19 protein-coding genes are annotated in these 23,249 nt (G+C 46.4%); 2 read left to right on the plus strand and 17 right to left on the minus strand.

What is annotated here, in order from left to right; all coding sequences use genetic code 11:
* Positions 1 to 230: 230 nt before the first annotated feature.
* Both RBB45_RS12015 and RBB45_RS12020 read left to right on the plus strand, forming a co-directional pair.
* Positions 231 to 1,163 (plus strand): glutathione S-transferase family protein, encoded by a 933-nt coding sequence (locus tag RBB45_RS12015; RefSeq protein ID WP_371931583.1) that lies wholly within the window; start codon positions 231 to 233, stop codon positions 1,161 to 1,163.
* Complete coding sequence (locus RBB45_RS12020; RefSeq protein ID WP_306009613.1) at positions 1,160 to 1,669, plus strand: GNAT family N-acetyltransferase; 510 nt, start codon at positions 1,160 to 1,162, stop codon at positions 1,667 to 1,669. Before RBB45_RS12015 ends, RBB45_RS12020 begins: the two co-directional genes overlap by 4 nt.
* Positions 1,670 to 1,761: 92 nt before the next feature.
* On the opposite strand, the gene RBB45_RS12025 is transcribed toward RBB45_RS12020, so the two are convergent.
* The 17 genes from RBB45_RS12025 to RBB45_RS12105 form a co-directional block, all read right to left on the minus strand.
* Entirely contained in the window at positions 1,762 to 2,727 is a 966-nt protein-coding gene (locus RBB45_RS12025) for a carbohydrate kinase family protein (RefSeq protein ID WP_306009614.1), read from the minus strand.
* Entirely contained in the window at positions 2,724 to 4,226 is a 1,503-nt protein-coding gene (locus tag RBB45_RS12030) for a glycoside hydrolase family 32 protein (protein ID WP_306009615.1), read from the minus strand. Before RBB45_RS12030 ends, RBB45_RS12025 begins: the two co-directional genes overlap by 4 nt.
* 65 nt (positions 4,227 to 4,291) lie before the next feature.
* Entirely contained in the window at positions 4,292 to 5,899 is a 1,608-nt protein-coding gene (locus RBB45_RS12035) for an ABC transporter substrate-binding protein (RefSeq protein WP_306009616.1), read from the minus strand.
* A gap of 51 nt (positions 5,900 to 5,950) precedes the next feature.
* A complete protein-coding gene (locus RBB45_RS12040; RefSeq protein WP_094769105.1) occupies positions 5,951 to 6,832 on the minus strand; it encodes a carbohydrate ABC transporter permease in 882 nt (293 codons plus the stop codon).
* Positions 6,833 to 6,853: 21 nt separating this feature from the next.
* On the minus strand, positions 6,854 to 7,747 hold the full coding sequence (locus tag RBB45_RS12045) for an ABC transporter permease (protein ID WP_094769137.1): 894 nt from the start codon (positions 7,745 to 7,747) through the stop codon (positions 6,854 to 6,856).
* A 366-nt stretch (positions 7,748 to 8,113) separates the two neighbouring features.
* Positions 8,114 to 9,439, minus strand: coding sequence for an ABC transporter substrate-binding protein (locus tag RBB45_RS12050; protein WP_094769106.1), 1,326 nt, complete (start codon positions 9,437 to 9,439; stop codon positions 8,114 to 8,116).
* Positions 9,440 to 9,466: 27 nt separating this feature from the next.
* Positions 9,467 to 11,053: a response regulator transcription factor gene (locus RBB45_RS12055; RefSeq protein ID WP_306009617.1), complete on the minus strand. Its 1,587-nt coding sequence runs from the start codon at positions 11,051 to 11,053 to the stop codon at positions 9,467 to 9,469.
* Entirely contained in the window at positions 11,034 to 12,827 is a 1,794-nt protein-coding gene (locus tag RBB45_RS12060; protein WP_306009618.1) for a sensor histidine kinase, read from the minus strand. The genes RBB45_RS12055 and RBB45_RS12060 overlap by 20 nt, the downstream gene beginning before the upstream one ends.
* Positions 12,828 to 12,946: 119 nt before the next feature.
* Positions 12,947 to 13,294 carry a methyl-accepting chemotaxis protein gene (locus RBB45_RS12065; RefSeq protein WP_306009619.1) on the minus strand — a complete coding sequence of 116 codons (348 nt, stop codon included), beginning with the start codon at positions 13,292 to 13,294 and terminating at the stop codon, positions 12,947 to 12,949.
* A 30-nt stretch (positions 13,295 to 13,324) separates the two neighbouring features.
* Positions 13,325 to 14,500, minus strand: coding sequence for an amidohydrolase (locus tag RBB45_RS12070; RefSeq protein WP_306009620.1), 1,176 nt, complete (start codon positions 14,498 to 14,500; stop codon positions 13,325 to 13,327).
* Position 14,501: 1 nt separating this feature from the next.
* Positions 14,502 to 15,743, minus strand: coding sequence for a Zn-dependent hydrolase (locus tag RBB45_RS12075; protein ID WP_306009621.1), 1,242 nt, complete (start codon positions 15,741 to 15,743; stop codon positions 14,502 to 14,504).
* Positions 15,744 to 15,762: 19 nt separating this feature from the next.
* Positions 15,763 to 16,974, minus strand: a complete 1,212-nt coding sequence (locus tag RBB45_RS12080; protein ID WP_094769112.1) for a hypothetical protein — start codon at positions 16,972 to 16,974, stop codon at positions 15,763 to 15,765.
* 558 nt (positions 16,975 to 17,532) lie between these two features.
* Positions 17,533 to 18,318: an SDR family oxidoreductase gene (locus tag RBB45_RS12085; protein WP_094769113.1), complete on the minus strand. Its 786-nt coding sequence runs from the start codon at positions 18,316 to 18,318 to the stop codon at positions 17,533 to 17,535.
* 209 nt (positions 18,319 to 18,527) lie between these two features.
* On the minus strand, positions 18,528 to 19,289 hold the full coding sequence (locus tag RBB45_RS12090; protein ID WP_022543473.1) for a TerC family protein: 762 nt from the start codon (positions 19,287 to 19,289) through the stop codon (positions 18,528 to 18,530).
* Positions 19,290 to 19,321: 32 nt separating this feature from the next.
* Entirely contained in the window at positions 19,322 to 19,759 is a 438-nt protein-coding gene (locus RBB45_RS12095; RefSeq protein WP_009791834.1) for a MarR family winged helix-turn-helix transcriptional regulator, read from the minus strand.
* 151 nt (positions 19,760 to 19,910) lie between these two features.
* Entirely contained in the window at positions 19,911 to 22,277 is a 2,367-nt protein-coding gene (locus RBB45_RS12100; protein WP_224951339.1) for a polyprenyl synthetase family protein, read from the minus strand.
* Positions 22,278 to 22,452: 175 nt separating this feature from the next.
* Entirely contained in the window at positions 22,453 to 23,229 is a 777-nt protein-coding gene (locus RBB45_RS12105; RefSeq protein ID WP_224951337.1) for a 3-hydroxybutyrate dehydrogenase, read from the minus strand.
* Positions 23,230 to 23,249: the final 20 nt, after the last annotated feature.

Here is a 23,249-nt window from a genome sequence, read left to right on the forward strand (position 1 = left end):
CAGCAGTGCCTGACACCAATATAAAGCCGCACTGAAAATTGACTGAATATTGCCCTTATACTAAACTAGTAGCAGATTGAGATATTTAACTGCTTAACTACTTTTTCATTAAGAAAGGATGCTGTACATTGCCACAATCATCTCAAGGTTCAAATTGTGAATTGCCTTCAAGCAATAAACCAAAGGAGATTTCATCTGATGGCTCTTTCAAGCGCCAGACGAACAGGTTTATGACTCCTTTTGGCGAGGGGGCGGATAAGCTGCCTGCCGAAGCGGGGCGCTACCGCCTTTTATGGTCGGCCGCCTGCCCATGGGCGCACCGTTCGGTTATTGTCCGGAGTGTGCTTGGCCTGGAAGAAAGCATCAGCCTTGGCACCGCCAGCCCGATGCGGCCCCGCCTTCAGCATGTTGACTGGGAATTCTCACTTGATGAAGGAAACCGCGATCCTGTCCTCGGCATTCAATATATGAGCGAAGTTTATAAAAACGCAGACCCTGATTATGACGGCAGGCCGACTGTGCCAGTCATGGTTGATATAAAAGAAAAAAAGGCCGTTAACAACGATTATTTTAAGCTCACAAACTATTTTGAGACAGAATGGGCCTCTTTGCATAAAGAAGATGCACCTGACCTTTATCCGGAAGCATTGAGAGCTGAAATCGACGAACTGAATGAAAGCATCTTTCATGATGTAAACAATGGCGTCTACAAATGCGGGTTTGCGCATTCGCAGGGGGCCTATGAAGAGGCATACGATAAGCTGTTCGCACGACTTGATGAGCTGGAGCAAAGGCTTTCCGGCCAGCGATTCCTGTTCGGCGACTATATCACCGATTCAGATGTGAGGCTCTACACAACCCTTGCCCGATTTGACGCTGCCTATTATACCGCGTTCAACACAAACCGGAATTTGATCCGTGAATATACGCATCTATGGGGCTACGCCCGCGATCTTTACCAGACACCGGGATTTGGCGATACCACTGACTTTGATGCAATTAAGCAGCACTATCATTTGTCCATCACCATCTCAACCGACAAGACAGAGCCGGCTATCCTGCCAAAGGGTCCGGAATTGTCAGTATGGAACACAGAGCATGGACGTGAAAAGCTCAGCGGTAAGACAGAAAAGTTTTTGAAAAAAAGAGCAGATGGCAGATGAGCGGCGTAATCATCCGCAATGCGGAAAAGGAGATGACCGGGACCATCCGCGAGCAGCGGGTTTCCGCCTATTCGGCCCATACCGGCAGCATTCCAGGACCGCATTGGGAAGCATTAAAAAAAGCGATATCCTCTGATGCGGACCAGCAGCCGGGCGTGGAGCTGATCATTGCCGAGGAGGATGGCAGGCTCGCCGGCAGCGTCGCCCTTTTTCCGGCCAGGACTGATGCCTATGAAGGTTATGTGGAGGAACTAGATTACCCGGAAATCCGGATGCTTGCCGTTGCTCCTGAATTTCAGGGCAAGGGCATTGCGAAAGCTCTCATCTCTGAATGCATCCGCCGCGCAAAGGAACAGGGCTTCCATAAAATCGGCCTGCACACAGGCGATTTCATGAAAAACGCGATGAAACTTTACGAAGGCTTTGGATTTAAAAGGCTGCCGCAGTATGATTTTGAGCCGGCTGGTGATGGGATTATTGTGAGGGCTTATGTTTTAGAACTGTAATACAATTGAAAGGGGGAAGGACACTGCTTCCCCCGCTTTGCTATGTTTGGTATTGCCTCTTATAACCTTAGCCTTAACGATAGCAAATGGTTCTAAAGGAGGAACTCTTTCGTTTCCTCTAAATCAGGCAGTGCTGATATCGCCCCAATTCTTGTGCAGACAAGTGCTCCTACTTTATTGCTGAAAGAGATGATCTCCCTTAATTTTTTCCAATTTCCCAGTACCTGATGAGGGAATTCCTCCAAGGAAAATTGATAAAGTGCAGCTCCTACAAAAGCATCTCCTGCCCCTGTGCTATCAACGCTTTTAATGGGCAGGCTTGGAATAAGTTCTATTGTCTCCCCGTTTGAAAGCATGGTTCCTTCCTTCCCCAATGTTACAGCCACTGTATTTGCTCCTAAATCATGCAAAACTGTTATTCCGTCCTTTAGATTGTCAGCACCAGAAATAATCTTCAGTTCTTCATCGCTTACTTTTACAAAATGCGCAAGGCTCACACCTATCCCCGCCAATTCAATGAATCTGTCTCTATTCCCCTTCCAGAGGCCGCTTCTATAATTGGGGTCAAAAGAGATAAACTTTCCCTGTCCTCCAGCCTCCTTCATTAACCTTAGGTAGGTCTGCTGGAATGCCCCTTCAAGCAGCGCTGTTGCTGAGCCGAAATGAAGGATATTATGGCTGCTTAAGCGGTCATATTGAATATCATTTTCTGTAAAATATGCATCGGCACCTCTGTTAAAAATAAAGTCCCTTTCTCCATCTGCTTTTAGTGAGACAAATGCCAGTGTGGTCGGATGGTCCTTATCAAATACCAGCATTGAAGTATCAACCTTTAATTGATCCAGCGTTTTCTTTAAAAAGTGCCCGAATGGATCCTCTCCTACTTTGCCGCTGAAAACAGCACTTCCGCCAAGCTTTACTATGGCGGCACAGACATTGGCGGGAGCTCCTCCTGCCTGTTTTTCGAAAGTCCTGCCCTCAATCAGTTCCATTCCAATGTCAGTACAAAAAAAATCAACAAGCAATTCTCCAATGCAAATAACTGAAGCGCCCGTCATTTTTGCCCTCCCTCCGTTAAACAGGCGGTCCATATAGAGCTGAGTTCAGTTATTTCGAAAATGGTGGCCTTAACTGATCCCTTTTTAGAGAATATAGATACTTTCTTGTAAGGTTCCCCTGGAAATACAAGACTGGTAATGGCTGCCCTTCCGCCATTAGCAAATACCTCGACCGAGGAAGCATCCAAAATGATCTGCAGATGAACACTTTCCTCCATCCACTCCAGACGTGCTTTTTGTATCGCGGCAAATGAATCTGAGAAGCTGTTATCTCCTGCATGGGTCCGGTCGACTTCCAGCTCTCCTTTATCTGGTTCGCAGTGAATGGCCAGCTGTTCATCTAAGGAATTTTCAAAGGCAATGCCAAATGCTTCAGTGCCTCCGCCTTCAAAGCTAATTTGGATTTCCGCCAGGGCACTTGGCAAATCAAAGGATTCTTCCTGGCTTTCCCCTAAATGAATATTCTCCGCAGCCGTTTTTGCGAGGTGAAGATCTGCCAATTCCTCAACCGGCTGCTGAATCAGCTGAATACTTTCACCGTCAGCTATCAGTTTTAATTCCCTCGGGAGTGTCATCGCACTTCTCCAGCCTTCAGTAGGCACTATATTCGCATAGCGCCAGTTGCTCATCCAGCCAATATAGATTCTCCTGCCATCTTCAGCAGGAATATCAGACCAGCTGACCCCTGCATAATTATCTCTTCCATAATCCAGCCAGCGGGTTTCCCCCTCGGCCATCTCATTCACAAATGCCTTGCCGTCAAAGCTTCCAATAAAGTACTGCGTCCTGGATCCTTCATCGAACTGGGGGTTATCGCCGATGCTTACAAGCATTACCCATTTAATTGCATCGTCATTCCCGCCAACAGGAAGGGGAAATAGATCAGGACATTCCCAGACCCCGTCATGGCAGCCTTGACCGCTGCCAAATTCACTGGCAAACTGCCACTCTTTCAAATCAGGGGAGGTATAAAGGGTGATGGTTTGACCGGTAGCCAAAACCATTACCCACCTTTCTGTCTCAGAATGCCAGAAAACCTTTGGATCTCTGTAATCAATGATATTTTCATCAGTCAGAACCGGGTTGCCGCCATAAACGGTCCATGTCCTGCCGCTGTCACTGCTGTAAGCCAGACTTTGCCGCTGGCGCGGGCGATCTGTACCCGGATACTCATCCGCACTGGTATAGATTGCTACCAGGCCGGGCTTCCCCCCGAAGAATCCCGAAGTGTCGTTCCAATCTACGACTATACTGCCTGAAAAAATCGCTCCATTGTGATCAGGATGCAGCGCAATGGGAAGCTGCTCCCAATGTATAAGGTCTTTGCTCACAGCGTGTCCCCAATGCATCGGCCCCCAAGTAGCAGAGAATGGGTGATGCTGAAAAAAGAGGTGATACTCTCCGTTAAAAAAGACAAGCCCATTTGGGTCATTCATCCAATTTTCTTTCGGCGAAAAATGCAGCTGCGGCCGATGCTTCTCATCCATATTTGTATACATGCATATGCCCTCCTTCATCGTAAAGAGCGAGACTGCCTCATTAGCAGCCCCACTCTATCAGCGTCCTATTCTGCGTTGCGGTCATATCCGGCCTGCTTAATTTCCAGCCACTCCTGAAGGCCCAGCCGGTCAAGCTCTGCTATATATTCATTCCATTCCTTATCCACATTGCCATTTTGAATCCATTCCGCCCTCTTTCTCATTACATATGGGAATAGATCTGTTTCAATTGCCGATAGCCTATCAAGCTCTTTCAGTGAGAAAAATACCCTTGGATAGATATTTTCTGCCTGCATATGCGGAACCATTACATCTTTCATTAAACCGAGCCTCCAGGCAGCATCATCAGGCTTTGTCGTATAAGTACCATAGTATTCGTCCAATATTGCCAGCGGACCGCCGATATTGGTCTTCTGTCTCAGTTCTACCGGAGCAGTCCCTTCGAGCGGAAGGTGCTTCAGCATCTTCGCTGACTCGTCATACTCAAAAATATTCTGTTGTTTTTCGTCACCATAAGTGCCCCAGTTATTCTGCACAGATTGAATCGGATCATAGAGCTGGTCAATCCACTTGGCAGTCAGTTCAAGATTTTTGTTGGCACTGGTAATGACCATTCTTCCCCTGTCAAATCCCATGCCATTAGTCCTTGTCACATTCACATTGCCATCCGGCCCTGCAAGCGGGCGAAGAAGGTCGTATGTGTCATTCATTCCGGTTATATTCGCTTTATCCCAGGTAAAGTACAGGCCGTAGCGATTATCTTTGCCTTTTGCCAGATAGGTGTTCCAGTCCTGTTCAAACGCTTCGACATCGATGAGTCCTTCTTGATACAGCTCATTCAGGAACTTTATGCCTTCTTTGTATCCTTCATCAGATGCAGTGAATTTGACTTCTCCGTTATCTGTCACGACTGTGTGATCCCAGTTCTCTCCCAGCCCGAAGGATCCGAGCAGGAACGCAAGATCTTCTCCGCCTGGTTTATGGATGAATGACAATGGTATCTCGTCTGCCTCGCCATTTCCGTTTGGATCTTCATTTTTAAAAGCAATCAGCACCTTCTTTAATTCCTCTGTTGTTTTAGGCATTTCAAGCCCTAAATTTTTCAGCCACTCAACATTGATCCATGGAAAATCGTCAACAGAGTGGATGCTCTCTTTATCTGAACCCAGTTCTTCAATCCACGGAAAAGAATAGATATGTCCATCAGGTGCTGTGATCATGGATTTGTATTCAGGAGCATCTTCCAGTACTTTTTGGAGATTAGGCATATGTTTTTCGATTAAGTCTTCCACAGGCACAATAGCTCCGTCCTTAGCCAGTTTTAATAGATCATAATCACCATAAGCAGCATCCAGAATCGCATCCGGCAGTTCACCGCTCGCTATTGCAAGATTTCTTTTTTCAATAAATACATCAGAGGTGTAATTTTTCCACTCAATGTGAATGCCCGTATCTTTTTCAAGACGCTGATAGATCAGCTTTTCATTGGGATCTTTAGGTGCCAATGGAGAGCTTTGTGTCATGAACTTGAGGGTTACCTCTTCCTCTTCTTTAATTGGAAACGTCAGATCCTCCAGTTCATATTCCTTGGATGAAGTCTCAGTTTTATTGCATCCTGCTGCCAGCAGCAAGGCTGCAAGAGATACAGCTGCAGTTCTTTTAAATTTATACATATTATAATTCCCCTCCTAAAGCTGATATTTTTATATATTTCAGCCGGCCCGTCACTTTAACGAACCAACCATAACCCCTTTTTCAAAGTACTTTTGGAAGAATGGATACATAATGATTAGCGGAAGGCTGGATACAACAATAGAAGAATATTTTATAATCTCAGATATCCGCTTCAGTTCAGCCATGGCCAGCTGGTCGCTGATCATTCCCGGCTCTGCCTGGTTTTGAATAAGGATTGATCGCAAAACAAGCTGTAAAGGATGAAGCTTTGGATCATCCAGATAGATCATGGCATCAAAATAAGAATTCCACTGCCCGACAAATGCGTACATGGCCAGGACGAAGATAATCGGTTTAGACAGCGGCAGAACAATTTTGAAAAAGATCAGTACATCCGAAGCTCCATCCACTTTAGCTGCTTCGTGCAGCTCATACGGGATTCCTTTGAAATAAGTTCTGGCGAGAATGATATTCCAGACATTCAGGGCACCTGGAAGCAAAATCGCCCACATGGTATCCAGCATCCCCAGATTCTTGACAACCAGATAGGTCGGGATCAGGCCGCCTCCAAAAAACATGGTGATCATAAATAAAGTCATGAATAAATTTTTGCCGACAAAGCCATTGATAGATAAAGGATAAGCAGCAAAAAGGGACACAACTACAGTTATGAGTGCAAAACCAACAGAATAGATAACAGAATTTATAAAACCTCTTACCATTGCGTCATTTGAAAGTATCAGCTTATAGCCTTCAAGGCTCCAGTCTGACAATTTAAACGATATCCCCTTATTCAAAAGAACGGTGGGATCCATAAATGAAGCGATGACTACGTACACCAGCGGAACGAGGACAACCAGCACCGCGAGGCACAAGAAAAGGTTATTCAGATTCAGAATAATGCGGTCAAGCCGAGTATGTTTGATGTTCATGCAAGTTTCTCCTTCCCTGGACTAGTAGAGGCCTTCTCCTTCATTGAGCCTTTTCACTACAGAATTGACAATCACCAGCAAAATGACATTGATCACAGAGTTAAAGAGTCCTACAGCAGTGGAATAGGCATAATCCCCGGCTTGAAGACCGATTTTGTAGACATAAGTTGGAAGAATTTCAGATGTTGGCAAGTTCATGGCTGTCTGCATTAAGTAAGCCTTTTCAAAACCTATGGCCATGATGCCGCCTGCTGACAGAATAAACGTAACAGCCATGAGCGGTCTCATTGTCGGCAGATCAATATGAATGATCCGCTGCAGAATATTAGCTCCATCTATGGTTGCGGCATTATGCAGCTCAGGATCAACATTGGCCAGTGCAGCTACATAGATGATGGAAGACCACCCTGCTGCCTGCCAGATTCCTGAAAGAATATAAATGCTCCTGAAATAATCAGGATCTGACATAAACATAACCGGCTTTCCTGTAATCATTGTGACAATCTGATTGATCGGTCCTGCAGGGGACAGGAAAATAAACAGCATCCCGACAATAACTACGACCGAGATAAAATTCGGAGCGTAGAGGATGAGCTGTACATTCTTTTTAACAGCGGCCCTGCGGAGCTGATTCAGCATGAGGGCGAGAATGATGGGAATGGGAAAGCCTAAAATCAGGCCAAATACACTGAGCTTTAGCGTACTCATAAATATGTTGCCGAAATTTGGAGAAGTCAGAAATTCGGTAAAGTGTGCGAATCCCACCCATTCGCTGCCCAGAATCCCCTTAATTGTACTGAAATCCTTAAATGCAATAATCGCCCCGTACATCGGTACATATTTAAAGACAATGGTAAGAATGAGAGCTGGCGCTATCAGCAAGTACAGAAAGTAATTTTTTTTAATGTACTCCATTTTCTTTAGAGCTTTGGACCATCTCCTGTCCGGGATGGCTTCATGAGGCTTGGCGTTTTCATTTCTGACAAGTTCCTGCAAACTGTATACCCCCTATCTTTTGCCTCCGCTTCAGCAAAGGAAGCGATTTCATTTTATCTTTCTGACTGATTTCTTCATCTGCTTTCTGTCTATAACTATAGCTTTTTTATCAGAATTTTTAGTTTAAAATATTCGGTTTTTGACCTTTAATAATTTCGGTATCTGCTATTTATGCTGCCTGACCCGGTTATTTCAGGTCTGTACCTGCATGGCCGGTAATCTTCCTGTAAAGATGAAAGACACAATAAATAACCCTTGGCAAAGTGCCAAGAGCAAATTCATACTTTATGGAGATTTGATATCATCTATTCCCCTGTTAATCCTTTCTACAGCGTCTGCAGCTGCTTCCCTTACATTTCTTCCGCCCATGCCAATCTCTTCAAACAAGGTGCGTATACTGCTGCTGACGACTGAATATGCCGGCGTTACCGGACGGTTTCTGGAGTGGTTGAGCGCCTGCTCCATAAATATATTTGCCGGATATTCATTAAGCTCAGGAATCGCTTTGGCGACTGATTGCCTTGCCGGCAGATCTCCGGTAATTGACACATACGTCTTCATTCCCTCATAGCCTGTTGCATATTTTATGAACCTCCAAGCCTCCAGGCGATGCTTTGTTTTTGCTGATATTCCGAGAGCCCACCCTCCATTCGGCACTGCCTGAACCTTTGCTTTTGGAAGCGGAGCAATGCCGAAATCCTTTCCGAGCGTAAAGTTGGCATCCTGTTCCATGCTTTTTAAAGCCCATGATCCCTGAACGGCCATGGCCAGCCTGCCGGATTCAAACGAGGCGGGAGGAAGCTCCGCCGAGGCTGCTCCTGAACGGATATATAAGTCCTGAAAAAACTGAAGTGCTTCAATTGCCTCTTTTGAATCGAGGTATCCGGCTGCAGTACTGGCATCAGGACTCAAAACCTCGGCACCGAACTGCCACAAAAAAGGTGTCTTAAAATAAGCTGGCGCTTCGCCATCGCCAAACCCCTGGGCCGGGTCGATCCCAATAATTCCTTTTGCCGGATTATTGACTTTACTGGCAATTTCAGCGACCTCTTCCCATGTCATCGGCTCTGCAGGATCGGAAGAAGGTTCAGGAATACCAGCCTTTTTAAAAAGATTTTTATTGTAAAATAAAGCAATACCGGATTCCACAATGGGAGATAAGTATATTTTCCCTTTATAACTCAGCCCTTTGAGAGTGGCCTCCGGAAAATCTTCAATATTAGCTTCCTCTCTCATAAAGGAGTCAATGGAGAGAAGGGAACCGTTATTGGCATACAGTGCAAGAGTCGGGCTGTCGATCGCCATAATATCCGGAGGATTCCCGTTGGCAATCTCTGTTCTTAATTTAATCTCATAATCGCTGTATAAAATAGATTTCATCTGAATGTCAATATCAGGGTTCGCTTTTTCGAAGTCAGCAATCAATTCTTCATATGCTTTATTTTCTGTCGCATTTCCGCTGTTTCTCCAGAATGTCAGCTGTGTCCTGCTGGCAGAGACTGGCTGGGTGTCTTTATTCTTGTCTGGAAGTGATTCAATCAGATGCAGAACATAGAGTGATAAAGCAGCAAAAATAACGGCAATCCCAACACCGAAAAGTTTATTACTCATATAATTCCCCCCTAAGTGAACTGCTGATCACTGCATCTGACGGTATTCGGCCGGAGTCAGGCCAAAATGCTTTTTAAACACCGTACTAAAATAACCGGGATTGGAGTACCCTGTCAGATAAGCCACATCAATAATCTTCAATTGCTGATCTTTCAGAAATTCACATGCTTTTTTCATTCTCAGGTTTACAAGGTAATCACTGAGATTCTGTCCAAAATGATTCTTGAACGTCTCGGACAGATGAGCGCTGTTGATGTGAAACATATCTGAAAGCATCCCGAGGGATATATCACTCGCATAATGCTGGTCCAAATATTGGCGAACCCCTTCAAGGATCAGCCTTCCATTTGAAAAACGTGCTGCCCGGACTTTATCTGAAATGGTTACAGCTAAGGAATTCAGTTGTTCAATGACCTTTTCGCACGAATTTAACTCCCAGATTGTCTGCTGGCATATCCACATGCGCTGCTGTATTTCATTAGTTTCAATATCATACTTACGTGCAATGGATCCCAGGAGAAATAGTACCCTGTTTGATACGAAAGAAAATGACAATATTGATTGATTGTCCCTCCCGCCTAGCAAAGAAGAGACATTAGCATGAAAAGAAGGCAGATTTGCATTTTCAAGCGAGTTTACAAGTTTCTTTTCAATTTCCGGGGAAAATTCAAAAGGATCCTCTCCTGCCTCATTTCCGTCAATTACTTGTGAATATGGGCCGATCCGGCTTCTGCTCCAGGCAAGCATGCTGGAAATATAGCCATTCTTAAACCTGGAATAACCGGCAACAGGCCTGCCAATCCCAATGACCGTTTCCAGCCTAAGAGCTGATTTCACCTTAATTTGAAGGCTATTTATAAATTTTGTATGGTATTCCTTACAGCCGGCTGCCGGCAGCTGCCTGATGAAATGGATGATTCCCCCATAATTTGGATCATAGAAGGAAAACGTCACTTCTGCTGATTCTGCCAGTTCCCTCGAGAGAAGTCGGAAGGGCTGCCACAGCTCTTCCATCCTCTTTTCCATCCCCTTGCTTGCCCTTGCTTCAACAGAAATAAATTGAACTGACTGCTCCTCATCTGCCAGCACTCCCAGCTGCAGCTGTTTAAGCCTCTCCATCACCATATGACTTTGAAGCCACTCCTCTTTCACCAGATATAATAAAAATTGCTCCTGCACTTCCCGGAGGTGGCTGTTAAAAAGCATGCGCAGCTGGCTAGCTTCTTCCCGCCTTTCCCGCTCTATGGCAGCCTCTTTCTTAATTTTGAGCAGTGCTTCCCTGAGCTCTTCCGGTGCGACAGGTTTTAAGAGGTAGTCCTTAACGCCCTCCTTCATAGAACCCCTTACATATTCAAAGTCGGAATACCCGGACAAAACAAGGATCCTTACTGCAGGAAACTCTCTTTGGCACACTTTGGCCAATTCCAGTCCATCCATGATTGGCATTCTCATATCTGTAATCACCAGGTCGAATTCGATTGCCTTCAGCATTTCGAGTGCTTCTTTTCCATTGGATGCTTCCCCAGCGATGACAAAGCCTTCTGCTTCCCAATCCACCTTCATACGCAGCCCTTTTCTCACCTGGATTTCGTCATCAGCTATAAGCACCTTCATCTTTCCGTACTCCTTCCTCAAATGAAATATAAAAGATGATTTGTGTTCCTGCTCCAGACTCTGCTTTAATGGAATAGGAAAAACGCTCCCCATAGTAAAGCTTCATTCTCCCAAGCACGTTTCTGAGGCCAATGCTTGTTCCTTTACTTTTCAATACACTTTCCGTCTCCTGCATGGATTCTTCTTCCATTAGTTCCTCCGTTGTGTCCTTTCTCATTCCAGCCCCTTTGTCCTCCACTATGAAGCAGGCTTTCCCCTTAAGCATTTCAGACTTGATGAAAATATCTGCATAAGTCTTTTCGGTAAAACTATATTTGACTGCATTTTCAACGAGCGGCTGAAGAAAGAACTTTATTACAGGGAAATCTTTAAGCAGAAGATCTTCTTCGATACGGATGTGAATGCTTTCCTCATACCTGATTCTCAAAATTTCTGCGTAGCTCCGGATATAATTAAATTCTTCTCTTACAGTTACAATGTCTGAATGAGTATTTAATGAATAGCGAAGCATTCTTCCTAAATGGACGCTTACATCCATTACCTCATGATTCTTCCCCTGTGCCGCAAGCCCGCCTATGATTTCAAGGGTATTATTAAGGAAATGGGGGTTAATTTGAAGCAGCAGGGCTTTATATTCTGCATCCCGGCGCCGGATATTTGCTTCATATTCTGTTTCAATCCTAGTTTTCAGCTGATCTACCGTGTGTCCGAAAACATTGATGACATATCCTACTTCATTATTTGATGATTTTATTGCAGGAAGGAGCCGCTTCGCACCAGCAAATTCTCCTTTTTCCACTAATTGCATTGCTTTTGCAAGCTTTCCCAAAGGACTGACAATGTTGGAAGAAAGCAAATAAGAGGCTGCAATCGTCATAAGGAAAACAATTCCGCTGATGATAAGCATGGTACGCTGCAGGCTTCTTACGTTAGAGAACAGTTCAGACTCTGTCACTTCACTGATCAAAATCCAATCTCCGACAGAAAGCTTTTGAAAAAACACATAATAATTCTCGCCTTTATAATCTGTCCTGACTAATCCTTTGTCAGATGTTTGCTGTACAATCTCGTCAAGGCTGCTGTTCAATACTTCCTTTGGAGTATCAGGTTTCCCTTTCAATACGTTATCGCCTTCCCGGTCTACCAGGTAGGCATTGCCGTTTGACCCGATTGTATTTTTCCGTAACCCGGCTTCCAGCAGATCGGTAGGGAAGTTGACCTTTATTACCCCATACGAAATAAAGGTGTTCATATCAATCAGCGGCAGTATATAGCTGTTCATATTCCCTTGAACCGGCTGGTATGCATCTGAATGGGATTTAATGAAAGGCTGGTCCGTTTTTGTATATTCTCTATACCATGCCGTTCTATATAGATTGGGTATGTTCCCCCAGGTTCCTGTTCCATTGTTCAGAATGACGGATATGGACATTCCATTTGAATTATTGACCATCATGGATGATAAGAGCATCTTCAACTGATTTCTTAAAAGCAGCCTTTTTTCCTTAGATAGTTCTGCAGGACTCCCGTCTGCCTTCATCCATTCCTGGGCTGCCTGGCTTACAAGCACCTGCTTTCCAAGATCCTCAGCTTGTACTGCTATGGAGTCAACATAAAGCTTATACTGATCCATCATCTCCACGGTCAGCTCCTGAGTCTGATCCTCTATAATGGATGCAAACCAGTTGGGTATCAGAAAGGAAAAAATAATAAATGGAATCGTTAGCAAAAAAGTAAAAACCACAAAGAGACGATTACGCAGCGAAAAAAACATTAAACACCTCCAGGAAAACCCTTACAAAATACCAGTCTATAAAAATATGTTTTTATCTATTTAGGAATTTTATCATAACTTTCTGAAAGCAGGAATGAGGGGAAATGAAATAGCCACATTTAATTTAGAGCGGGGGGCCACTTTAGAATAATAAATTTTTTCGGTGGAAGAGATGGTTTCATGGGACAGCTTTCGTATTTCATTTGCACTACACCAAAGCCTTTATCGCCTGCTATTGCTGCTTCAATGGCCGCATTCAGACCTAGCAAATTCGTCTGGTCAGCGATTTTTTTGATGATCGAAAGCACTTCATCTGCGTTGTCCACTTCTTTGGCAGCCTGATTTGACCGTTCCAGTAGCCGGTTGGTAGTGTCCGCAAGGCCCTCTGCGCCTTCTGTAATGGGTAGCAACACGGTGTTTAAGCGCAAAAAAAGTGCCAGGCACCGCCCATGGACACTTTTACCCAATCTGTCCATCTGCGGTGCCTGGCACCCACACTAATCATTCAGATACACCCATGCATACTGCGCATAAAGCTCTGCGCCTGTTGTGAGTGCGTCTTCGTCTATGTTGAAACGTCCGTGGTGGTGAGCCCATTCGGTATCTTTATCAGGATTGCCGCTGCCGACGAGTGCGAAGCTTCCTGGTGCGTGTGCGAGGTAGATGCTGAAGTCCTCGCCGCCCATTGTCGGCTTTTCATGATAGATCGCTTCTTTCCCGAAAGCTTCTTCCGCGATCTTCTGCACCAATCCTGCACTTTGTTCCTCATTGATGACAGCTTCCGTGCCGCGGATATATTCCACCTTGGCTTCTGCCCCGTAGACAGAGGCGGTCTGCTCTGCAAATTGCTTCAGCAGCTTTTCGACATGATCCCTCGTTTCCGCATCAAAGCAGCGGACCGTTCCTTCAATCTCGGCATTTTCCGCAATGACGTTGAAGCGGGTGCCGGCTGACATCTTGCCGACTGTCAAGACGGCCGGGCTTTGCGGATCGATGGCCCGTGATACGACTGCCTGGACATTCATGACAAAGGAAGATGCGACAACAGCGGCATCAATGCATTCGTGCGGCATGGCACCGTGTCCGCCCCGTCCTTTGAACTTGATTCTGAATATATCGCCGGAAGCAAATGACGGGCCAGGAGTGCAAGAGATTTTATGCGTCGGCATCTGGGACCAGATATGGATGCCGAACACATTGTCGACCCCTTCCATCGCTCCCTGCTTCACCATCTCCTTCGCCCCTTCGGCAATTTCCTCAGCCGGCTGGAAAATCAGGCGGACGGTGCCTGGCAGCTCGCCTTTGATCTCCACAAGGGCCTTCGCAGCGGCAAGCAGCATGCTTGTATGGGCATCATGTCCGCAGGCATGCATTTTTCCGGGAGAGCTTGACACATAAGGCAAATTGTTATTCAGCTCATCAACAGGAAGGGCATCCATATCTGCCCTCAAGGCCACCCGTTTTCCGGGTTTGCCGCCGGTGATTTCAGCCAACACCCCGGTTGGGTTCATCCTCCTGAAGGGAATGCCGAGTTTTTCAAGAGAGGTAACCACAAACTCTGTTGTTTTCTCTTCCTCCCACGGGAGCTCCGGTTCGCTGTGAAGCTTCCTCCGGATGCTGACCAGCTCTTCTCTGCCAGCCTGAATAGAGGCTTTGATTGCAGGGTGGAGCATCTTACTCAGCCTCCGTCAGCTTCTTTGCTGCTTCATAGAAAATTTCGACGGCTTTCGCAATATCCTTGGAATCTGACCATTCTTCAGGACAATGGCTCAGGCCGTTCCTGCTTGGAATGAATAGCATGCCTACGTCCGTGAAATCGGAAAGGACCATTGCGTCATGCCCGGCTCCGCTGTTGATCGGGCAGTATGGAATATTCAATTCAGCGCTTTTTTCTTTAAATAGCGTCAGGATTTCCTCGTTCATTGCTTTAGGCTTCATATACAGCGGCTGTTCGACGGAGGTCTGAATTCCGCCGCCATCGTAGGAGCCGATTCGTTCTTTCACTTTTTCAACCATATTCAGTACATGCTCTTCCTTGCCTGAGCGGATATCCACTGAGAACACCACTTTATCCGGGATGACGTTGGCTCCATTAGGAAAAACATTCAGGCGGCCGACGGTCAGAACGCTCCCTTCCCCTTCTGCTTCAGCCAGTCCCGAAAGCCCGGCAATGATGGCAGCCGCCGCAGCGAGTGCATCCGAGCGGCGGTCCATCGGAGTCGTCCCGGCATGGCCTGCCTGCCCCTTCACAGTTACTTCCAGCTGGGTCAGACCGACAATCGCTTCTACCACACCGATCGGGATACCTTTTTCCTCGAGTATTGGCCCTTGTTCGATATGCAGCTCCAGGAACGCTTTAATCGTTTTCGGGTCCCTCTGCTTTGGAAGAGAAGGATCCAGCCCGATTTTCTCCATTGCGTCCTTCGCCAGCACGCCATCCCGGTCTGCCAGCTTGAAAAATTCTGTCTCGGACATCAGCCCGGTGATACCTCTCGACCCCATGAGACCGCCTCCAAAGCGGGAGCCTTCCTCTTCCACCATTGTGATGACTTCCAGCGGGTATTTCGGCTTCACATTATTCTCTGCAAACAGCGCAGCCACTTCAAGACCTGCCACAACGCCTGCCGGTCCGTCATAGGAGCCGCCATTCGGAACAGAATCAAAATGTGAGCCAATCAGCACGCTTGGTGCATCCTCCAGGGTTCCTTCGAGCTTTCCAAAAATATTTCCAAGGCCGTCCTCAGTGACTTCCAATCCGATTTCTTTCATTTTTCCCTTAATATAATTGCGGGCCTGAAGGTCTTCCGGACTGTAGGTGAGCCGTGTTGTACCCTTTCCAGGTGTAGCCGTAAAATGACTCAGCGCTTCTATATGCTTCTCTATTCTGGCAGCAAGCTGCTCTTTTATTAGACTCATGTTCTAATCCTTCCTTTCTTTATAAGAGGCTGACAAAGAACCCTGCGAGGACAACGGAAACGATGGTGACGGTGATGAAGCCGCCGACGAGCATTGGCGGAAGCATATGGCTAGTCAGCATCTCCCTTTCTTCCTCATCTTCGGTCAGTGATTTAATCACTTCGTTCGTGATTATATAATCTGCCGGGAATCCATATAAAGCTGTCAATGATACGGCGAAGGCCATATTTTTGCTGACGCCGAGAATTTTTCCGGCAATAAAGGAGAAGATGTACATCCCGATGACGCCAAGCACAATAGTGCCGACCAGCGGCCCGATGATCTGCAGCATCATGGACGGTGTTGCCTGCTTCAGACCATCAAAGATAAAGAGCATCAAGGCCATAATTGCGAAACCGAAGGCATTGGCCTTTTGGAGGACCTGCTTTTCCAGGAAGCCTAAGCTTGTGGCGATTACGCCAAACAGCAGGCAGATGACAAACGGGCTCACACTGACAACAGGCGCCAGCCAGGCGGAAACCTGGTAGGCCAGGAAAGCAACGACCGAAAGGCGCAGCAGCTTGAAGAAATCGGTATTGTATTTTTCCGGCATACTCCTGAACAGCTTGAGCTCCGGCGCGGCTGGAGCCTCAGCCGCCGCTGCCATTTCCGCTTTGGCAGGCTGCGGTTCCTTCAGTGTGGCACCGCCATTCTTGCGATAGGCTTCCAGCAGGTTCTTTCCTTCTTTTTTCAAAACAAAGGATGTAATCGGATAGCCTGCAAACCCCTGCATCACATAGATGACAATGGCGAACACGGACAGTGAAGCAAGCCCCGCTTCCTTTGCACCCTCTGACATGATCAAGGCAGAGACTACACCTCCGACCAACGGCGGAATTGCCACAACAATCGTCTGATAGCCGAAGATAAATGTTCCGACTGCGAAGAGTATGGCGATGATGCCAAGGATGCCGGAAATAGCAATAACTATCGTTTTCCATTGATCCTTCAGTTCCTTGACCGATAAGAGCGTACCCATATTTGTAATCAGCAGATACATCATTAGTGTCGCAACAACCGGCGGCACACCTGCCAGCGCGACGATATCCTGCGGAAAAAATGTCCAATATCCCGCAAGGAATAATACTGCACACACAAAGATGGAAGGCACCCATGCCTTCGTACGGACTGCCACAAAATCTCCGATGAATAAAATTAAAACAAGAATAACAACTGCCAACATTTGGGACATAGGAAACTCCCTCCTTTTCTGAATTTATTATTTCGGTGAGCGAAAAATTATTAATATTAGTATAATAATACAGCAAAATTAGTCAGTCAATTTAAATTATTTTAAATATTTAAGTAACCGTTTACATTTTTATGTATGGACGTTTTAAAGTGATGAAGTAAGAAATTTCTGCTTGAAGGTTTGGTGCTAGTTAGTGAGTTTTTAATGTAAAAAAATGCCGGTCCGATTGGCTTCGGACCGGCATTTTATCAGTCATTTGCCATTCGATTCTACATAAGTTTCCTAGTATTCTACATAAAATATAAGTTTTTCTACCAAGTTTTTCAGTTATTCTACATAAAATCGGCCTAATTCTACAAAAAATACATTCCCTGTAATGACCGTGCCTGACACTCCATATGGACACTACAACCTATTCTGTCCACGGCCGGTGCCTGGCACGACATCTTCACAATACCATTGCATTCGACCATTTCCGGGGAAATATGCCTGCAGACTTCAAATAGTGACAAAAAAAGTGCCAGTACCTGCCGCAGCAGGTGCCTGGCACCCCTTATCCTATATCTCCATCTCCCAGCGCTCCTGCTGGGTTTTCTTCAATTGTTCTTCGGTTTCCTGCGGATGGACCGTACGGAATTTATGATGGTCCGCCGGAATGATTTCAATCATTTTTTCAATCATGTCCTCCGGATCGAATTGATGCTTCAGCCCTTCCTGCTGCTTGAGCATATCTTCTTTCCTGGTAAAATTCTTGTCTTCATCGTACCATTTCCATATTTCCTCGGCGCTGCGGTCATTAAACCCCGTGTTATAGGCGCCTGGATTGATCGTGGCAACTTTTACGCCAAATCCCTCGAGCTCGCTCTTCAATGTCTGTGCAATTCCTTCAATAGCATGCTTAGTAGCGGTGTAAGGTCCGACATAAGGAGTTGCGGAAATGCCTGCCATCGAGCTCAAGAAAATGATTTTGCCGCTGCCTTTTTTGACGAATTTCCGGGCAGCGATTTGAACAGTCTCCAAAGTGGAAAACACATTCACTTCAAATAAAGCCCTGAAGCGGTCCATCGGCACTTCACCGAGCGGTCCGCCTTCATTGATGGCCGCATTGGCCACAAAAATATCAAAATCGTATTCCTCTATCTGAGCCCGGTCACGCTCATTGGTGATATCCAGCTTGAATACCTCCATATCAAGTCCAAGATCGCGTGCTTCCCTGAGAAGATCTGTCTTTTGCGGTGTAATTTCTGTTGTCGCGATGATTTTATGCCCCTTTTTGGCAAGGCCGATGGCAGCCCCTCTTCCAAGTCCGCTGCCTGCACCGGTAATGAAAATGGTTTTGCTCATAATCTGATTCCTCCTATTATTTGCTCTACCATTCTCTCTTCCCATCAGGGGCTGTCCTAAACACAGGAATAAGTGGAGGTCTATTCTTTCACCTGCTGCCAGATTAGCCAATGGCTGTAAATAGCCAAATTGTGAAACCTTCATTCCATTTTTCTCAATACAAAAACGCCCGGCTAAAAGCTGGATTCCAGCTTTGCCGGGCGTTTTAATCAGTGTGAGAATTTCTCTGTCCTGTTTTTGCGGATAGCGTGAATGATAAAGGTAACAATGAACGCAAGGATCATCACGCCGATGAAAATTTCATTCGGTATATGGATTTCGACCAGTGTCAGTCCCATTTTAACCGCAATGAAGGTAATCAGTGCATAAGCGGTTGTTTCCAGCTCAGGCACTTTGTTCATCAGGCTGATGAAGAAGGTTGCAACACCCCTCATCAGCAGGATGCCGATCATGCCGCCGAGCAGGATGACCCAGACTTCCTCTGATACAGCCAGGGCGGTCAGGATGCTGTCGACTGAGAACGCCAGGTCCATGAGCTCGACACTGATGACGGTTGCCCAGAAGAGCCCGAATGTCGTAACAAGCCAGCCTTTTGGCTTGCGGGCCTCATCCTCTTCGCCTTCCTCTTTGTTTTTCAGCTTGTCCATAAAGAACTTAACGGACAGCCATAGCAGATACAAGGCACCGATCAATTTGATGAACCATAACTTGATCAGGAACGTACCGAGACCGATGAAGATGAATCGGAACAGATAAGCTCCCCACAGTCCGAAAATGAGGGCTTTCTTCTGCTGATCTTTAGGCAGCGGCTTGACGAAAGCCGACAGGACCAGTGCATTATCGGCTGATAGTATACATTCAAGGACCGCCAGGGATAAAATCATCCCCCATGCTTTTGATGAGGTCAGCATCTCCGCCCACATATGCCAATCAAACATTGAAGCGTACGTTGATAATATTTCCTGCCACATTCTTCATATCTCCTTTGATGTCTTGAGCTTATTTATTTCATTCTTTCCAGCAATTCATTCAGCTTTTTAAGGCCTTCAATAATGTCAGTAAGCGACTCATCGGATTCGTCTTTTATGGAAAAAGAAATCCTCTCTATCAGTGCTGCATTCATTTCCTCAACTGTTTGAGCACCCTTCTCGGTAAGAGCTACCTTGACGACGCGCTCATCATTCGGATCCCGGAACCGCCTCAGGAATTCCAGCTTTTCGAGTTTTTTGCACATGGTTGAAATATTGGTGCCAGCCATGTTCAGACGGGATGCAAGGCTGCCGATTGTATGGGAACCATGCTGCTGAACTTCGACCAGTATCCGGATCTGAAGGCTTGTAAGTCCATATTGCTCACAAATGGAAGTGATAATCACATTTGTATTTTCGCTGATTTTCCGTGTATAGTTCCACAGCATATTTTTAAAATCCATAACAACCATGATAGTCCTCCGTTAAGTATGTTTTATATTATATATAATCTATATATATTATAGATCATAATGATAAAATTGGCAAGTATTGAAAGAAAATGATAGTGTGCTCGCTAAAAATAGAAGAAGGCCGCTTCACAGCAGCCGTACGCAATCTATTTTATTTTTCACGATGAACCATATAGTCCAGCAGATATCCCAAAAAGGCAAACTCCCCCCGCAGCTCCTGAAGCAATTCAGCTGCCGAACAATAATGCTCCCACATCGACCTTTTGGCGCCATCCTTCCCAAGTGCTGATACATATGTTTCCTTCTTGTTTCTGCTGTCCGTTCCTACCGGCTTGCCGAGCAGCATCGGATCTCCCTCCACGTCGAGCAGGTCATCCCGTATCTGAAATGCGATCCCGGCATGCCGGGCAAATTTTTTCAGGACATCAATTTCATCCTGTTCTGCTCCTGCAAGGATGGCCGGCATGATAATGGACGCCTCAAAGGCGATGCCTGTTTTATAAAAACAAAGAGCATCCAGCTCCCCTGCCGTCAATGCTTTTCCTTTCGCCTCTAGGTCCATCGCCTGCCCGCGGCACATTTCAGCGGTTGAACGGGCGGTATAGCGGATCAGTTCCAGGACCGCATCCGGCGTGGAAGAGGTGAGCGATGCCTGATCCTCCATAGCTTTCTGCGTCAAATAAAGACCGGAAAGCTCAGCTGCTGCCGTGCCATATACCTCATGGACAGCAGCCTTCCCCCTTCTGCTCGGGGCATTATCCTGGGCCGGAAGATCATCGAAAATCAGAGAAGCTGTGTGCATGTATTCCAAGGACCGGAGAAGCGGCATCAAAGCAGTTTCCTCCATACCGTATGCCTCAACGCCCACAAACCAGGCAATGACAGGCCGCAGCCTTTTTCCCCCGGCTGCCAGGCTGTAATTGGCCGCCTCCCGGACAGGCTCCCCCATCAGCAGATCTTTATCCTCAATCGGAAGCACGTTATTAATCCTTTTCTGCACTTCCTCCACTTTATACCGGAAATCCTCCTGCCCCAGCCGCTCCTTTTGCAGGCTGTCAAGCATATGGTCTCTCAGCAGCTTATCGAAAAAGTCGACATCAGCGGCCTTTGCTGCCATCTGCTGAATCAGCCGGCTGAACTCCGGGCTTCCGGGTGCAAACAGCTCCATGACTTCCCTGTATTTTTCTTTTCCGAGCCTCTCCTTGCTTCGCTTTAAACCATTGATGGCCCGGTCCAAAATTACTTCCCTCGCTTTTGGATTGGAACCGTAGACATCATGGATCAGGTGGACAATAACGGTCCAATACACCTCAAACGGATTCAGCAGGTCATGCCGCGCCCTGTAATGGGTGAGGTAGTATGTATAAGGGGTGACCGCCCCATCCTCCAGGTCAGCAAACAGATCAGCAAAATCATCGGCAAGCTGGTTGTAGATTCCATAATAAAAGGTCCGGCTGTCAAAGCCGTCATCCTTTCCACTGTTCAGTACGGAACGGACAATCAGGCGCGACGAGGACGACTTCAGGATAACGGGAATATACAATTCTTCATTTGTGTATGATGAATCATTCAGATCCTTCTGCCGGTCCACCTCCTGGGACTGGAAAAAGACATAAGCCTGTTCAAGGAAGCTGGCCAGCGTCTCCGGCGTCTGCTGGGCTTTTATATAATGGAAGGCTTCCCGCAGCTCATTATGTACATAGGTGATAAAAGGCAGCATAGCACGCTGCCACCTGCCAAGCGGCGGGACGCTACCTGTTGTCAGGGTAGTGCGGATCAGCTCAGAAAACTGTTTTTTCTCATCTTCAGACAGTACCCGGCTGTCCAGCAGATCATCTATGAAAGGATAAGTCAGTCCATAAGAATAGCCAAGCCTGATAGCCCGATCCAATCTTCTTTTCCGCTCCCCTGCCTCTATCCCTTCTTTCATAGCTTCAGTTTCATGCATCAGTACGCCTGCAATGATCTTAATCAGCTTCCGCTGGGCATGGGCAGCATCCATGCCTTCAGGGATATTCCGTGCAGTCTGCTGCAATTTTTCCATCAGCCAGATGACAGCTGATTGGATGCCCTCTTTCTCAGCCCATCTGTACAGCCCGGCCATGCCGAAATTCCCTGCTTCCTGCTGCTTCGGTGCCGTGAGACGCTCCTTCAGGCTCTCCACTGCCCTTCCGATACTTTCCTTCGTATCCCGGTCATCAAGGGATTTCCCCAAATCCCTCATATATAAATATGAAATGCTCCGGTCCAGATAATCATCCAGCTTGCCCCTGTATTCCAGCCACTTGATATAAGAATGATAAGCTTTGGAATCAGGCTTTCTGTTTTTCCGTGAAAAAAACGGCAAAAAAGACGATGTCTGCCGATGATTCTTTTTCCATGAATGAAAGTCTCTTTCCAGAACAGGGATAAAGCTTTTTTCTGATGCCTGCGCAAATAGAGCCTGAAAATAGGCAGCGGCCTTCTTCTCCGCCTCCCGGTAGCAGGCTTCAGGGTTGATTAAGGTTTCTTTTATCATCTGGACACTACCTTTGCATTTTGGTCTGTTTTATATGTATGCATGTTTGCGGACAATCATTAATGAGGCCATCCTCCTATATCATTCTTTTAACATAGCATGTTTGGGGGCTTTTGCGGGGATAGAAAGGAAAAAAATCCCCTGCGTGGAGAGGCAGGGGAAGCTTGATCATGATTTATTGAGCAGTATAGCCGCCATCGATGACAATGGCCTGTCCTGTCACGCTTTTTGATTTATCGCTTGCAATGAACATTGCATAGTCAGCAATTTCGCTGACATCCAGCAGGCGCTTTTGCGGAACAAGCGGATAAATCACTTCTTCGAGTACTTTGTCTAATGCAACATTTCTTGTTTTCGCAATATCCTCAAGCTGGCCGCGGACGAGCGGAGTGTCAACATAGCCCGGGCAGATGCTGTTGACTGTCACACCGAATGGCGCACCTTCCAATGCAGCTACCTTCGTCAGGCCGATGACGCCATGCTTGGCGCTGTTGTAAGCCGCTTTGCCGGCAAATCCGACAAGGCCGTTGATGGAAGCAACATTGATGATTCTGCCGAAGCCCTGCTCCTTCATGATCGGGAACGCGTGCTTTGTCGCAATGAATGGCGCTGTCAGCATGATTTTGATCATCAGTTCGAATTTCGCAGTCGGGAATTCCTCGATTGGAGATACATGCTGCAGGCCTGCATTATTGATCAGGACATCCAGACGTCCGTATTTTTCTTTAGCCATTTCAATCATATTCTTGATATCTTCTTCACTTGTTACATCGGCTTTCAGGCCGATTGCTTCATAGCCAAGCTGGCGGAGGTCTTCAGCAGCTCTTTCGACTCCTTCTGCGTTCAAATCTGTCAGTACGACCTTGCTTCCGTTTTCCGCAAAGCTTTTGCCTATTTCAAACCCGATGCCGCTTGCAGAACCTGTAATAACTACTACTTTGTTTTCAACCATGATAGAATTCTCTCCTTTGT

Origin of the sequence: Bacillus sp. MMSF_3328, assembly GCF_030733525.1 — a bacterium.
GTDB lineage: Bacteria > Bacillota > Bacilli > Bacillales > Cytobacillaceae > Bacillus_AB > Bacillus_AB infantis.

Coding starts and splice junctions, on each gene's coding strand:
- RBB45_RS12090 (WP_022543473.1), bottom strand. CDS start 19,289: ATGTGGCAGGAAATATTATCAACGTACGCTTCAATGTTTGATTGGCAT.
- RBB45_RS12025 (WP_306009614.1), bottom strand. CDS start 2,727: ATGACGGGCGCTTCAGTTATTTGCATTGGAGAATTGCTTGTTGATTTT.
- RBB45_RS12095 (WP_009791834.1), bottom strand. CDS start 19,759: ATGGTTGTTATGGATTTTAAAAATATGCTGTGGAACTATACACGGAAA.
- RBB45_RS12015 (WP_371931583.1), top strand. CDS start 231: ATGACTCCTTTTGGCGAGGGGGCGGATAAGCTGCCTGCCGAAGCGGGG.
- RBB45_RS12105 (WP_224951337.1), bottom strand. CDS start 23,229: ATGGTTGAAAACAAAGTAGTAGTTATTACAGGTTCTGCAAGCGGCATC.
- RBB45_RS12070 (WP_306009620.1), bottom strand. CDS start 14,500: ATGCTCCACCCTGCAATCAAAGCCTCTATTCAGGCTGGCAGAGAAGAG.
- RBB45_RS12060 (WP_306009618.1), bottom strand. CDS start 12,827: ATGTTTTTTTCGCTGCGTAATCGTCTCTTTGTGGTTTTTACTTTTTTG.
- RBB45_RS12080 (WP_094769112.1), bottom strand. CDS start 16,974: ATGTCCCAAATGTTGGCAGTTGTTATTCTTGTTTTAATTTTATTCATC.
- RBB45_RS12020 (WP_306009613.1), top strand. CDS start 1,160: ATGAGCGGCGTAATCATCCGCAATGCGGAAAAGGAGATGACCGGGACC.
- RBB45_RS12075 (WP_306009621.1), bottom strand. CDS start 15,743: ATGAGTCTAATAAAAGAGCAGCTTGCTGCCAGAATAGAGAAGCATATA.
- RBB45_RS12030 (WP_306009615.1), bottom strand. CDS start 4,226: ATGTATACAAATATGGATGAGAAGCATCGGCCGCAGCTGCATTTTTCG.
- RBB45_RS12040 (WP_094769105.1), bottom strand. CDS start 6,832: ATGAACATCAAACATACTCGGCTTGACCGCATTATTCTGAATCTGAAT.
- RBB45_RS12055 (WP_306009617.1), bottom strand. CDS start 11,053: ATGAAGGTGCTTATAGCTGATGACGAAATCCAGGTGAGAAAAGGGCTG.
- RBB45_RS12045 (WP_094769137.1), bottom strand. CDS start 7,747: ATGGAGTACATTAAAAAAAATTACTTTCTGTACTTGCTGATAGCGCCA.
- RBB45_RS12050 (WP_094769106.1), bottom strand. CDS start 9,439: ATGAGTAATAAACTTTTCGGTGTTGGGATTGCCGTTATTTTTGCTGCT.
- RBB45_RS12085 (WP_094769113.1), bottom strand. CDS start 18,318: ATGAGCAAAACCATTTTCATTACCGGTGCAGGCAGCGGACTTGGAAGA.
- RBB45_RS12100 (WP_224951339.1), bottom strand. CDS start 22,277: ATGATAAAAGAAACCTTAATCAACCCTGAAGCCTGCTACCGGGAGGCG.
- RBB45_RS12035 (WP_306009616.1), bottom strand. CDS start 5,899: ATGTATAAATTTAAAAGAACTGCAGCTGTATCTCTTGCAGCCTTGCTG.